Origin of the sequence: Paenibacillus glucanolyticus NBRC 15330, from assembly GCF_004000885.1 — a bacterium.
Lineage (GTDB): Bacteria > Bacillota > Bacilli > Paenibacillales > Paenibacillaceae > Paenibacillus_AQ > Paenibacillus_AQ glucanolyticus.
The window spans coordinates 159791-172495 of record NZ_BIMC01000003.1 but is presented as its reverse complement, the minus strand read 5'-3'; the positions used below and the strand labels follow the sequence as shown (position 1 = coordinate 172495).

General features: G+C 49.3%; 12 protein-coding genes and 1 pseudogene. 5 read left to right on the top strand and 8 right to left on the bottom strand.

Going from position 1 to position 12705, the window contains the following annotated elements; translation table 11 throughout:
• Positions 1–113: 113 nt before the first annotated feature.
• Entirely contained in the window at positions 114–1067 is a 954-nt protein-coding gene (locus tag PGL02S_RS06910) for a DMT family transporter (RefSeq protein WP_036640324.1), read from the bottom strand.
• A 339-nt stretch (positions 1068–1406) separates the two neighbouring features.
• Positions 1407–2924: a copper amine oxidase N-terminal domain-containing protein gene (locus PGL02S_RS06905; protein ID WP_036640325.1), complete on the bottom strand. Its 1518-nt coding sequence runs from the start codon at positions 2922–2924 to the stop codon at positions 1407–1409.
• A 256-nt stretch (positions 2925–3180) separates the two neighbouring features.
• Here PGL02S_RS06905 and PGL02S_RS06900 point away from each other — a divergent pair, with 256 nt between their 5' ends.
• The 4 genes from PGL02S_RS06900 to PGL02S_RS06885 all read left to right on the top strand — a co-directional run bounded on the left by PGL02S_RS06900 (position 3181) and on the right by PGL02S_RS06885 (position 7674).
• Positions 3181–3870, top strand: a complete 690-nt coding sequence (locus tag PGL02S_RS06900; RefSeq protein ID WP_036640327.1) for a response regulator transcription factor — start codon at positions 3181–3183, stop codon at positions 3868–3870.
• Positions 3867–4871 carry a sensor histidine kinase gene (locus PGL02S_RS06895; protein WP_036640329.1) on the top strand — a complete coding sequence of 335 codons (1005 nt, stop codon included), beginning with the start codon at positions 3867–3869 and terminating at the stop codon, positions 4869–4871. The genes PGL02S_RS06900 and PGL02S_RS06895 overlap by 4 nt, the downstream gene beginning before the upstream one ends.
• Positions 4872–4970: 99 nt before the next feature.
• Positions 4971–5732 (top strand): ABC transporter ATP-binding protein, encoded by a 762-nt coding sequence (locus PGL02S_RS06890; RefSeq protein ID WP_006207179.1) that lies wholly within the window; start codon positions 4971–4973, stop codon positions 5730–5732.
• Entirely contained in the window at positions 5722–7674 is a 1953-nt protein-coding gene (locus PGL02S_RS06885) for an FtsX-like permease family protein (RefSeq protein WP_036640332.1), read from the top strand. The genes PGL02S_RS06890 and PGL02S_RS06885 overlap by 11 nt, the downstream gene beginning before the upstream one ends.
• Positions 7675–7818: 144 nt before the next feature.
• Here PGL02S_RS06885 and PGL02S_RS06880 read toward each other — a convergent pair whose 3' ends face one another.
• The 4 genes and pseudogenes from PGL02S_RS06880 to PGL02S_RS06865 all read right to left on the bottom strand — a co-directional run bounded on the left by PGL02S_RS06880 (position 7819) and on the right by PGL02S_RS06865 (position 10050).
• On the bottom strand, positions 7819–8304 hold the full coding sequence (locus PGL02S_RS06880) for a DinB family protein (protein ID WP_036640335.1): 486 nt from the start codon (positions 8302–8304) through the stop codon (positions 7819–7821).
• A 137-nt stretch (positions 8305–8441) separates the two neighbouring features.
• Entirely contained in the window at positions 8442–8846 is a 405-nt protein-coding gene (locus PGL02S_RS06875; RefSeq protein ID WP_036640337.1) for a hypothetical protein, read from the bottom strand.
• Between the two features lie 74 nt (positions 8847–8920).
• Positions 8921–9223, bottom strand: a pseudogene (locus tag PGL02S_RS06870) (D-arabinono-1,4-lactone oxidase); the annotation flags it as partial.
• Positions 9224–9282: 59 nt separating this feature from the next.
• Entirely contained in the window at positions 9283–10050 is a 768-nt protein-coding gene (locus PGL02S_RS06865) for an HAD-IIB family hydrolase (RefSeq protein WP_036640341.1), read from the bottom strand.
• 100 nt (positions 10051–10150) lie between these two features.
• Between PGL02S_RS06865 and PGL02S_RS06860 the strand changes: the two genes are divergently transcribed.
• Positions 10151–10849 carry a Crp/Fnr family transcriptional regulator gene (locus PGL02S_RS06860; RefSeq protein ID WP_036640343.1) on the top strand — a complete coding sequence of 233 codons (699 nt, stop codon included), beginning with the start codon at positions 10151–10153 and terminating at the stop codon, positions 10847–10849.
• Between the two features lie 119 nt (positions 10850–10968).
• Here the strand turns inward: PGL02S_RS06860 and bla are convergent, their stop codons facing one another.
• Together bla and PGL02S_RS06850 are read right to left on the bottom strand one after the other, a co-directional pair.
• A complete protein-coding gene (bla, locus tag PGL02S_RS06855) occupies positions 10969–11862 on the bottom strand; it encodes a class A beta-lactamase (RefSeq protein WP_370511108.1) in 894 nt (297 codons plus the stop codon).
• 359 nt (positions 11863–12221) lie between these two features.
• Positions 12222–12656: a hypothetical protein gene (locus tag PGL02S_RS06850; RefSeq protein ID WP_036640347.1), complete on the bottom strand. Its 435-nt coding sequence runs from the start codon at positions 12654–12656 to the stop codon at positions 12222–12224.
• Positions 12657–12705 lie beyond the last annotated feature (49 nt).

Below are 12705 nucleotides of genomic sequence, written 5' to 3'. Positions count from 1 at the left end.
CTAAAAATGAATGCTATGACTACCTGCTAATGGGAAACAGATGGTTCAGCATGTAATCATACAAGGCGGATCTCGACAATTTCTCTACACTTATTCTACACACTGGTGTTAAGTTAAGTGGATTTGGACTCACCCGGGGTCAATCCCGTTGGTGCAGCCCGCTTGGATCTTCCAGCGAAACTGGCACCAATCACCCCGATAATAACGAGTCCTGCGCCAATGAAATGATAATAGGCCAACTGTTCGTTCAAGAAGAAGACACCTCCAAAGATGGTGATTACAGTTGCCAAATTGTTGAAGATGCTCATCCGCGACGCTTCCAGCTGGGATAAGGCATAATTCGACAGAAGCGACGTACCCAGGGAAGACAGGACACCAAGATACAGGACCGCCCATACAAAGGAAGGATGAGCAAACGGGTCAAAATACTGCATGAGCGTTCCTTGGGCCGCATGCTGAACAACCGACATCAGGTTAAACAGCACGAATCCAATTAGCGTCATGATGAACGTAATATCCAGCACCGACTGCTTCTGGGTTAACTTGCGGGCCATTACGCTATAAATGGCATTAGACAGTGCCGACAACAGAATAAGCACGATACCGAGCATGCTGGAGGCTTCAAAGGAAACGCCCTTCAGCACGAAAATCGAAATAATCCCTGTTACCGACAATACGGTAAACAGCTTCTGTGCCCATCCTGAGCGTTCCTTCAAAAATAATGATGCCAGCAGCATCGTAAAGATCGGAACGGTAGCATGGATAATTCCCGCTTCAGCTGAGCTCGTGTAGACCAAACCGAAGGTTTGCAGTGTAAAGAACAGAAACGGATAGAATATCGCCAAGGGCACAATAACCAGCAGTCGCTTCAGATGGAGCGGAACTCTTCTGCGGGCGATGAGCAATGCCAGTGCGGCTGCAATGAAAGAGAGGGTGAACCGGTGTGCTAACGTGTCCAGCGGGTTGGATACGATCAGTGCCATTTTCACAAACATGAACGAAAAACCTATAATGACGGTATATCCTAACGCTGCGGCATAGGCACGGCCTGTATGCGTTGTATTCATAATCATGATCTCCTTTATTTTCTCGTATGCATTGCAATCCTGGAGTGTTGCATCTGCTAAAGTTAGCATACGGCGGGAGGAGCACCCTTACGATTAGAAATAACGCCAACTGTACCGATACAGTTGATGGGGCGAAGGAAGGATAGGATGTATCCATACCTTTTCCTTGCCCTGCGATTATGCGGTAAGAACCGCTGATAACACATCAGCAACCATGACAAAAAGGGCTGTTTCCCGCCATCCCAAGATGACGGGAAACAGCCCCCGCAATACTTCCCTGTGTATCCATCTCTAACTCGCCGACCGACAGGTCCGTCTGTTATCGAAATGGGTTATCGCTTAATCACGCTCAATGATAATCCAGCCATCGCCCTCCAGATGAAGCGTTGCCCCGAGGGCTTCCGCCATAAATCGAAGCGGAACGTAGGTAGATCCGTCGCTATGGACAAACGGAGCCGCCTGCAGGGTCACGCTTTTACCGCCTACAGTCGCTTTCTGGGAACCTACCGTCAGCTTGATTTCCTCGCCTGTCAGATCATTGATGACCGTAATGTTCTTGGAGCCCTTCGCCCACTTCACTTCGGCATCAAGACGATCGGTCAGGTAACGAAGTGGAACAAAGGTCTGATTGTTCTTCTTGATCGCACCGTATCCAACATCCTCGTTCGAGGTATTAAGATACAGCGATTTGTGCGTGATCTGCAAATCATCCTTCAGCACGTTATAAATCGTTGAATTCTTCTCGAAATTGCGCAGCACCTGGCCTGGTGTCACCGATTCGCTCAGGACATCCAGAGCGCCCTTGGATGTATCCACTTTATTGGCTTTCACCGCACTGCCGATATTCCATACCTCGCCCTCGGAGTACACCTTGAAGGATTTCAATGGCATGTCTTCGGAAGCCGGAAGTGCGACAGTCAGTTCCACAGCGTTCTTGCGTGTGTTAAGCTGCTCGTCAAAGTAATAGTCCAGCTTGAGAACCGTATCCTTACCGAAGACGGTATCGCCTCCTGGGAACTCCTCCAACAGCTGTTCCTTCTGTTCATCGTAATTCTCCGTCAATTCGGCCAAGCTGCCATGAACGATTTCGTAGAGTGAAGCCACAACCTCTTCCTTGGATTCCTGCGGCAAGAGCTCCACATCTTCCCCGTAAGCCTCACCGATGCTAACCATCATCGGATAAATGGCATCATAAGCATCACCAATCAACTGCTTTAAGCCTGCTTCGTCTTTCATGAGACTCTCTGCAAAAGGCTTGAACATCGTCAATATCTCTTCCCCGGTCAGCTCCATATGGAGATGCGTCAGGTTCAAGCTCTCCCCATTCACCTTCTCCTGGGCAGATTTCACAGCAATTTTTGCTGGATTCGGAAAATGCTTCAGTACAAGCCCGGCCGCCTTCTTCACTACGTCTTGAATCGCCTGCTCGTATTGGCTGGTGTCAGGCATTCCGGGAACCGTTGTATCCATTGAGAGATAGAACGGCTGCTTGGCGCCTTCCAGTTGAATCGCCATTCCTTTGGGATCCATGGACAAGTGAAGCGGAATCTTCTTGTCCAAATAATGCACACTGCCCTGAATGGACACGGTGTTGGCATCCTGGACGATGGCACGATCCACATTCAATGATAACGAATTAATAAGTTCAATCGCTTCTTTATCTTCAGACGACAGGGCCCGGTCGGCAGGCACCGCCTCGAATCGAATGCTTGCACTGGATTCACTGGATTTAACATCAAGACTTGTAAGCATCGCCTTGTTGATATCCAAACCTCCCACGGACTGACACCCTGTCATAATGACAAGCATAGCTGCAACGAGTACGGTCAACCATTTAAACTTCTTATGCATATTCATATTGTCCCCTCCCAGGTCATAGGCTCATATCTATTATCGGGAGATAGGAAATGTTTGTAAATAGGTAATTCAGCCTCGTCATCTACACATGCGCTTATGTTCATCCACCGGATGGCACTTGCTCCCTTTTTGCTATACACTGGGAATGAAGTGCCGATTACATAAAGTCCAAAACTAAAAGGCCCATCTACAGCAACGGGAAGTTTCCGGGAACCCCGGCTTTTTTGGGACAACCTTATAAAGCGTGGTGAATCTTTTGTTCAAAATTATGCTTATCGAAGACGACGCGACCCTGTTCCATGAAGTGCAGGAACGGCTCTCGCAATGGTCTTATGACGTATATGGCATCAAGGATTTCAGCAGTGTACTCCAGGAATTCACAGCCGTACAGCCGGATCTTGTCATTATCGATATCCAGCTGCCCAAATTCGACGGATTTCACTGGTGCCGGATGATTCGATCCCATTCGAACGTCCCGATTATCTTCCTGTCTTCACGGGATCATCCTACCGACATGGTGATGTCCATGCAGCTGGGAGCGGATGATTTCATTCAGAAGCCGTTCCACTTTGATGTATTGATTGCCAAAATCCAGGCCACCCTGCGCCGGGTTTACAACTACAGCACCGAACGAACAGAGCTGAGAGCCTGGCGCGGAGCAACCGTCGAGTTCGGCAAGAATACCATTAGCAGCCCTCAAGGCACGGTCGAACTGACGAAGAATGAAATGTATATTCTAAAGATCCTCATGGAGAGGAAGAATCAGATCGTCAGCCGGGAGGAGCTGATCAAGAGTTTATGGGACCATGAGCATTTTGTCAGTGATAACACGTTAACGGTGAATGTGAATCGACTGCGTAAGAAGCTGGAGCCTCTTGGCCTTGACCCTTACATTGAAACCAAGGTGGGACAAGGATATATCGCGACAGAAGAGGCCCATGCATGATACTTGCCTATATTCGGGAACGACTAAGCTGGATTCTGTTATTTCTGTTCCTGCAGCTGCTGCTTCTGTTTGTTGCCGCTGTGGATTCCCAAATCCCGTTCCTGCCCATTCTCTATATTGTGTTTCTGTCGTCTATGCTCTTCATTGTGTTTCTGATTGTCAGGTACAACCGGGAGACGAAATTCTACAAAAGCCTCCAGGCATGGGATGACACCTTCGACTTAGCCGCCATCACCGAGCCGGAGCATCCCTTTGAAACGATTGCCATGGATATGCTCTCCCTCCAGACCGAGCACTTCAAGAAGGAATCCTCCATCCGCCTGATGGAGATGGAAGAGGAGAAGGATGAGCTGCTGTCCTGGATCCACGAAGTGAAAACGCCCCTAACCACCATGCAGTTGATGATCGAGCGCATGGAGGATGAGACGTTAAAAGGACAGCTACAGTACGAATGGCTCCGCATCCACCTGCTGCTGGACCAGCAGCTGCACCAAAAGCGCATCCCCTTTATCCAGAACGATCTCCATATTGAGGTATCCGCGCTTGAGCCGATCATCTTCCAGGAGATACGGGCGCTCAAATCCTGGTGCATGCAAAAAGGCATCGGTTTTGACGTCTCCCTACAGGTAACGGAGGTGCTGAGCGATACGAAATGGCTGGGCTTCATCATCCGTCAGCTGCTGACCAATGCGGTCAAATACAGCTCTGCATCGGATATTGCCTTGCAGAGTGAGCTCGTGGATGACCATGTCAGGCTCATCATTCGGGATTCCGGACGCGGCATCGATCCGAAGGACATGCCTCGTATTTTTGATAAAGGTTTCACGTCCACGACCTCGCATCAGGACCGTGCGGCAACCGGCATGGGGCTGTATCTGACACAGAAGGCAGCCAATGCCCTATTGATCCGCATTCAGGTGGAATCAAAGCCAGGCATAGGCACAACCTTCACTTTAATTTTTCCGAAAAAGAACGATGTTGTGAGGATTATCGGCATGTGACAACAATGTCACATGCTTTTGCACTTTGTTCGGCGAATCGAAGGAAAAGGCCCTTGCCGCTCCTTTATGATAAGGACAGTAAACAAAGGAGTGAGGAACTTGGCAATTCTGGAAGCAAATCAAATCCATAAGAGTTTCGGCAATAAATTCAATAAACAGGAGGTGCTGAAGGGCATCGATATCCGTGTGGATAAAGGCGAGTTCGTCAGCATCATGGGCGCATCAGGCTCAGGGAAAACCACGCTGCTGAACGTGCTCTCTTCCATCGATAAAGTGAGCCTTGGCAGCATAAAAATCGAAGGCAAAGAGTTTACTGGCATGAAAGAGAAGGAACTGGCCGAATTCCGGAAGCACCATCTGGGCTTTATTTTTCAGGAGTACAACCTGCTGGACACGCTGACTGTCAAAGAAAATGTTCTACTGCCGCTATCCATCAAGAAGGTATCCAAAAAAGATGCGAACCAGAGGTTTCAAAAAATAGCAACCGAGCTTGGCATATACGAACTCAAGGACAAATATCCGAATCAGATATCCGGTGGACAGAAGCAGCGGACTTCAGCGGCCCGCGCATTCATTCACGATCCCAGCATTATTTTTGCAGATGAGCCGACCGGAGCGCTGGACTCGAAGTCCGCTTCCGATCTGTTGAACAAATTAAGCGAACTGAATCTGAAGATCGACTCCACCATCATCATGGTTACTCATGATCCTGTGGCCGCCAGCTATTGCAGCCGGGTTGTCTTCATTAAGGACGGACAGATTTATACCCAGCTGAACAAGGGCGAGCAGTCCCGGCAGGCCTTCTTCAATGACATCATCAAGACTCAGGGCGTGCTAGGCGGTGTTCAGAATGAACATTAATTATCTGATCTACCGGAATCTGAAGAAGAATATTAAAAATTATTATCTGTATGTCTTTGCCCTCATCTTCAGCGTGGGTCTATATTTCGCCTTTGTGACGCTGCAATATGATCCGGCCACGGATGAGGCCAAGGGATCTGTGAAGGGGGCTGCAGCTCTGGGAGCCGCCTCGGTGCTGCTTGTGGCCATCGTTGCGATTTTCCTGCTGTATGCCAACACGATTTTCATTAAACGGCGAAGCAAGGAAATCGGGTTGTTTCAGCTCATCGGCTTAACCAAAGGCAAGATATTCCGAATCTTGAGCGCGGAGAACCTGATTCTGTATTTCGGTTCCATGGTGATTGGCATCTTTGCCGGATTTGCGGCTTCCCGCTTGATTCTGATGATTCTGTTCAAGGTTATCGGTGTTGACGCTGAAGCCGCCTTGTCCTTCTCCACCGAAGCGCTGATCCAAACCGTCATTGTGTTTGCCGTCATCTATGTGCTGATCATGATCATGAATTATACGTTCATCCAGCGGCAGAGCATTCTGTCCCTGTTCCGTGCGGTATCTACAACGGAGAATCAGATCAAGAAGATGTCCTTCCTCGAAATGTTATTCGGCTTGCTCGGAATCGGACTTATTCTTCTCGGTTATTATGTGTCAACCAAGCTGTTCAGCGGGGATTTCACCTCCATGAACGAGCTGTTCATGGCGATGATCCTGATCCTGGGATCGGTCATTATCGGAACCTATTTATTCTATAAAGGATCCGTCAGTTTTATTTTCAACGCGATCCGGAAGAGCAAGGGCGGTTACTTATCCGTGAATGAAGTGCTGTCGCTCTCCTCCATCATGTTCCGCATGAAATCCAATGCACTGCTGTTAACGATCATTACGACCGTATCCGCGTTAGCGATCGGACTGTTGTCCCTCAGCTACATCTCTTACTACTCCGCGGAGAAATCAGCACGGCAGAGCGTACCCAATCATTTTACGGTAGCAAATTCCAACGATCTGGCTGCATATATCCAAGCGCTGACCGACGAGAATATAGAGTTCAAGCAGACCAAACGTGACGTTATTCAAGTGAATGCTGACCTTTCTCAGGTGATTGGGGCCAACTTGGAGGTCGTATCAGGTCCAGGAGAACAGCAACCAATGGTCATACCGGTCATCAGCGACGAGAGTGTGGAAGGAATCGATGTTTCTCCTGAGGAGACGCTGTTCACGGGATCCAGCGATGCAATTCAACAGTTTATGTCGATTCAGGCCACGGGGGATATTGAGCTGACAAGCCCTAACCAGCAAATAAAACAGCAGTTGATAGGCTTGGAGAAGGACTCCTATGTATCCTATTATTTTGCCAGCGGAGGTCTGCCGGCAGCGATTGTGGACCACACCGTCTTTGACAAGCTGGCCCAGGATCTGGATCCGAAGATCCAGAAGGAAACGAATGTCTACTACGGTATCGACCTTGTCGACCCGATCGCCATCGATCAAGCCAATCAGATCTTCAAGGATCTCGGCATTAGTGAGTCTACCGGGAACCTGTCCCAGAGTGAGCTGATCATGAACCAGAAGAGCAACATGGGCCTGATGATGTTCATCGTGGGATTCCTTGGACTCACCTTCCTGATCACCTCCGGCTGCATCCTGTACTTCAAACAAATGGATGAAGGTGAAGAAGAGAAAGCGAACTATACCATTCTGAGAAAACTCGGCTTCACTCAGGGCAACCTGCTGAAGGGCATTCAGATGAAGCAGCTGTTCAACTTCGGCATTCCGCTGATCGTTGGCCTGTTCCATAGTTACTTCGCCGTTAAATCCGGCTGGTTCTTCTTCGGAACCGAGCTGTGGCTGCCCATGGTTATGGTTATGCTGCTGTATACGGCACTGTATTCCATATTCGGGCTGTTATCGGTGCTGTTCTATAAACGGATAATTAAAGAGGCGTTGTAAGAGAGGTGCATGCATGGTTGGGTCCAGGGTAATCCGGGCCCCTCCATGCATTTGCTCGTTAGAGCAGGGAAGCTGGCCCGGGGATCAAGCAGCAGAGAGCCTAGACGGGATCCAGAGCGGGGGAACCTTACTTCTTAACGAAACTTACCATTCCAGCGCCTTGCAGCTCTTCTGCAGCTTTCGAATGTACACGATCTGACCGATATGATAGGCATTATGCGCAGCCGCATTGCTTATGATCTCCCACCACTTGGCCGGTACGGGAAAACCGTCCACCTCCTGCTCGAGCTTCGCCTCTGTCAGCAGTTCCTGCCACTGCAATAAGACGGCTAACAGTCGGTCTCTTAGCTCTGCAAAGGTCGCATTGTCGGGAATGATAAAGCTATGTTGATTGTCTCCAATAGAAGACACCGCACTCATTCGTGATTCCCGGTATCTGGTTTGCCAGGTTTCATTCCAATAAAGCAGATGCTGCACGATCTCAGCAATGCTGTGGCTGTCATTGGCAGGGGTCCAGAACGCTTCATCCTCCGTTATATTCTCAACGGATTGCTGGAAAGGAACGTGCCAGCTGGGATCATTCGCATTGGCTAACAGCTGATTCAATAGAACGTCATGCGCATGCGCCATGGTTCATTCACTCCTTCATGAAACGGATAATGAGCAGCATCGCAAATCATGACTAATTCTACTACAGGATGAAGCACCCCAAACCGCATAAAATGGTTTAACTCATTTTTTCTCAGATACGCTGAACAAGAGAAGCGTTATCTCACATGAAACACGTCCACATAATATTGCGCCGTAGGCGTATCATTCTTGAGACGCAGCTCGATCTTCTCTCCGCTCCCCTTGCATAAGCCCACTGTAATCTCAAAATAGGTGGCCCCGTGCATCGCATCCACCGGACTGGCATGCTGGCTATCCTCTGCCATCGTTACCCGCTCATTGATCGATATAATCCGCTCGCAGCCAAACGAGGGGTACGCCTCGCTATATATCTCCTGGAGCGAGGATCGGATAACCGGATATAACTGCTGCAGCATGGCATTCTCGAGCTGCCGCTCCCTAGGCTTCTCTTCTTGTGGCTGCGCATAGGCAGCTGCGCTTCCCAGGCTGAACAGGAGCAAGGCGCATAACAGCAGAACATGGATCATGGATCGCTGCTTCATGTAATGTAATTCCCCCTTTTCTTTTTGCTACTAGAATTTCCTCATCAGGCTTTTTTATATACTCCAAGTAAATTTCAAAGAAAAAGCAAGTTGTTGAAGACAGCGCCGGATGAATCGAACAGCCTTCCCGTATAATCACTCCCTAATATGCCGTCCGGGTCCAGCTCCTCCCGAACCGCAAGGAAAGCATCCCACATCGGATACAGTTCCTTCAACTGCGCAGCCTCAAGGGAATGCATTTTGCCCCAATGCGGCCGACCGCCATAACGCAGGAAGATGCGCTCCATCGCCTGGAAATAGTCCTCATACGGCATGCCTTTGTACATATGAACCGCAATATAAGCGGAATCCCGGCCATATGCGGGACTTAACCAAATATAAGCAAGTGGCTCCCATGAGACGAGGTTTCTTCTACATAATGACCTGCTCTATTACTCTAAATCACCTTATACAAACACCCAAGTTCCTTCAATCGATCCGAAATGGCATGCTCGATATTACCATCCAGCAGCAATTGCTCCGAAGAATACGGGGCCAGCAGCGGATGGTCACCGATCATCACGCTGTGCAGCGCATGCTGAAACATCGAGATATCGTTAGCATCGTTGCCGAAGGCAACAAATTCGCCCTCCTTAACTCCGAGCTGCTGAAGCCCGCTCCACTTGTGAATCCCCGTCGGGCTTATATCCAGCACGTTCTCCTGCCCATGCACGTGTACAACGACATCCAGTGTCTTCAGCTTCTCTTCGACTTCGGCCATGCGATCCGAGGTCAGCATCAATATTTTCACGATGGATTCCAGCTCCTGGAGTGCCACTCGCTTAGCCAGCTTGTGCGGATCCAGATTCAGCCGGATCGGATGATCCTCGGAACCCGTGTAAGCATAATCCCAATCCCCATCGATTAAATAACTCACATTATACTTAGCCAACAGCTCAAGAAGCACCGGTAAAACCTCTTGATTAAACCCCACCGTGGATACGATATTGCCACCTGTCGCTACCATTGAGCCGTTGCCCCCGATCATGGGGTAATGATGGAAACGCTCATGGAGGACAGGGAGCAAATCACGAATCGGTCTTGCGGAAGCAAAAATAACCTCGTGCCCCTGCCCCACCAGCTCCTCGAAAGTCTTCAACAGCACGTCCGAAACCGGCTGACCTTTAAAACAGATCGTTCCGTCCAGATCGAATACAAATTTCATCCCTGCTTCCCCCTGTATCTTCTATTGCCCTTATCATATCAGTTGATCGTATAATGAGAAGGACATATGTCCAGAAGAGAAGGGAGCCACCGAAAAATCCATGAAATTGCTTCATAACGAACCATTACTGAACGCGAAGCTGAAAGATTTTCAATTCGAGCACATGCTGGACTTAACCCGACCTGTGCCTTTTGCATTGCAGCAATATGAGCCGGGCGAGATCATTCTGCATGAAGGCTTCGCCTTGCACTCCCTCTTGTTCCTTGTACAGGGGAAAATCAAGGTGACCTCCAGCATTGAAACCGGCAAATCGCTCCTGCTGCGCTTTGGCCATCCCTTTTCCATCATCGGCGATATTGAATTGATTCGAAATGTACCGGTCCAGTCGCGGATTGAAGCCGTTAACGAATGCTTGCTGATCGGGCTTTCCTTTGACTATATCAAGCAGCATGAAATGAAGAACCCCCGCTTTACATCCACTTTGCTGGATCACTTAAGCTACAAGCTCCAGACCTGCACGACTGCTTCCCGGGTCAACCTGCTCGCGTCCGTGGAGAACCGCTTCGCCAGTTATCTTATGTCGACGATGTCGCCCGGATCGAATGCCTCATTCGGCATGGAACTGCAAACCGACCATATTGGAGAGATCGCCAGCCTGCTGGGCACAACACACCGGCATTTAAACCGGGTGCTGCAGGCTTTTGTGCAGAACCGGATGCTGGAGCGCAACGGGCAAATGATCCGCGTTCTGGATTGGGACGCCATCGAGAGAGCTTCAAACTGCATTCGCTACGAATAGCACCCGCTTCGGCTTTTGGAACGAACGGCCGGACAAGAGAGCCCGTGGAGATGCAATTCAAGATAGACTGCTATTGAAGAACTACATACATCTTTAGCGATGTGTGGGCTGACTATGATTCACTTCAGAGCGTCAAGTGCGACCTTGGCAGCTTGTGCGATAAGCGCATCGTCATAAGTGGCATCTGGTGTATCGCGGCTGGACAGAATGGCGATAACGATAGGCTCTTTGTTTGGCGGCCAAATGACGGCTATGTCGTTTCGCGTTCCATAACCTCCGGCTCCGGTCTTATCCCCGACCTCCCAGCCTTCAGGCACGGCCATACGGATCAGTTTGTCTCCAGTGGTATTCCCCTTCAGCCAATCGATGAGGAGCGTGCGTTTATCCGTCGGGAGCTCGTCGCCAACCGTGTAAGCCTGAAGCGTGGTGGCAAGCGCTCTCGGGGTGCTTGTGTCACGGTTGTCTCCCGGAATGGCTTCGTTCAGATCTGTCTCGAAGCGTTCGGGGTTGGTTACGTTGTCACCGGCCTGCTTTAATGCTGTCCTGAAGCCATCAGGGCCTCCCAGTTCTTTTAACAAGAGATTTCCTGCAGTGTTATCGCTGTAACGGATAGCAGCCTCACTAAGCTCCCTAAGGGTCATCCCGGTATTCACGTTCTTCTCGGTGATCGGCGAATAGGTGACCAAGTCTTTGCTCGTGTAAGTGATCACTTTATCGAGTGTGTCCATCGAGTTTTGCTGCAATACTGCGCCTGCGGCAAGAGCCTTAAAAGTAGACGCGTATGCAAACCGTTCATCGGGGCGGTAGGCGACGATCCGCTCGGTGCCAGTATCGATAGCATAGACACCGAGACGAGCACTAAACTTGCTCTCGAGTTGAACGAAATCTGGGTCAGCCAGAGCTGCTGGTGCCGTCTGGGGCGTATTCTCAGTCGGAGCAACAGGGGGAGCAACGTCGGCTTTCGTACACCCGGAGAGCGAGATGAGTGCAAAGATGAACATAAGTTGAGCCATTTTGATGATATGTGGACCGAATATAGCATTATATGATTTATTCATGATTTAACCCTCTTTCCTATGATGATTAGGGATTGATTTTCGTTGCAGTACAAGCCGCCCCCATAGCATCGACTATCCGAACCCTGCCTGTGTTTTCCTATGATGTATCAAAGCGTCTCTTCCTGTTTTTCCATTTATTATACCATTTTTCCGGATAATGCTGGTTTTAAGGCGATAGGCACAAATTTGATATCCTCTTACGGCAACACAAAAAGACGTTCCTGATCATAGAGGAACGCCCTTTCCTTTTAATATGCGACTCTTCAAGGCCAAGCAGCTTCACTTCACTCACAAAGGCCTTCTTTTCAATACGTTCAGGGTTTTATCGCAGCTCTTCGAATCAGCAGCCATTCGATCCAGCCATAGAGCAGTCCCATCACGCCAAATATAAAGATAGCCGTGTCGATACGCAGATGATACTCCTTCACATATACAGGATCATACAGCTGGTGGAACAGCCACACGCCTGCCGCAACCCATAATATACAGTATAAGAGAAGATAAAGCGTCATGACACTTCTCTTCCAAGGGATGAAACCCAGCAGCCAAGATAATGGAAACATGATCACCATGTAAATAATCACCGAGGCAAGAAAGACCACCGCAATTAAGGCAAAACCCAAGTTGTGGATGCCGTAATACATACTTGTACGGATACTGTATCCTTCCATTAACTCAAGCCCGAAGTAAGCTCCGGTCAACAGGAACATAAATATGAACCCCATCGCAAAATATTTGGCAACGTTCATAAAACCATCCCACCCTATTCTCAGCTTGTCTTAGCCTATGTAATAGACG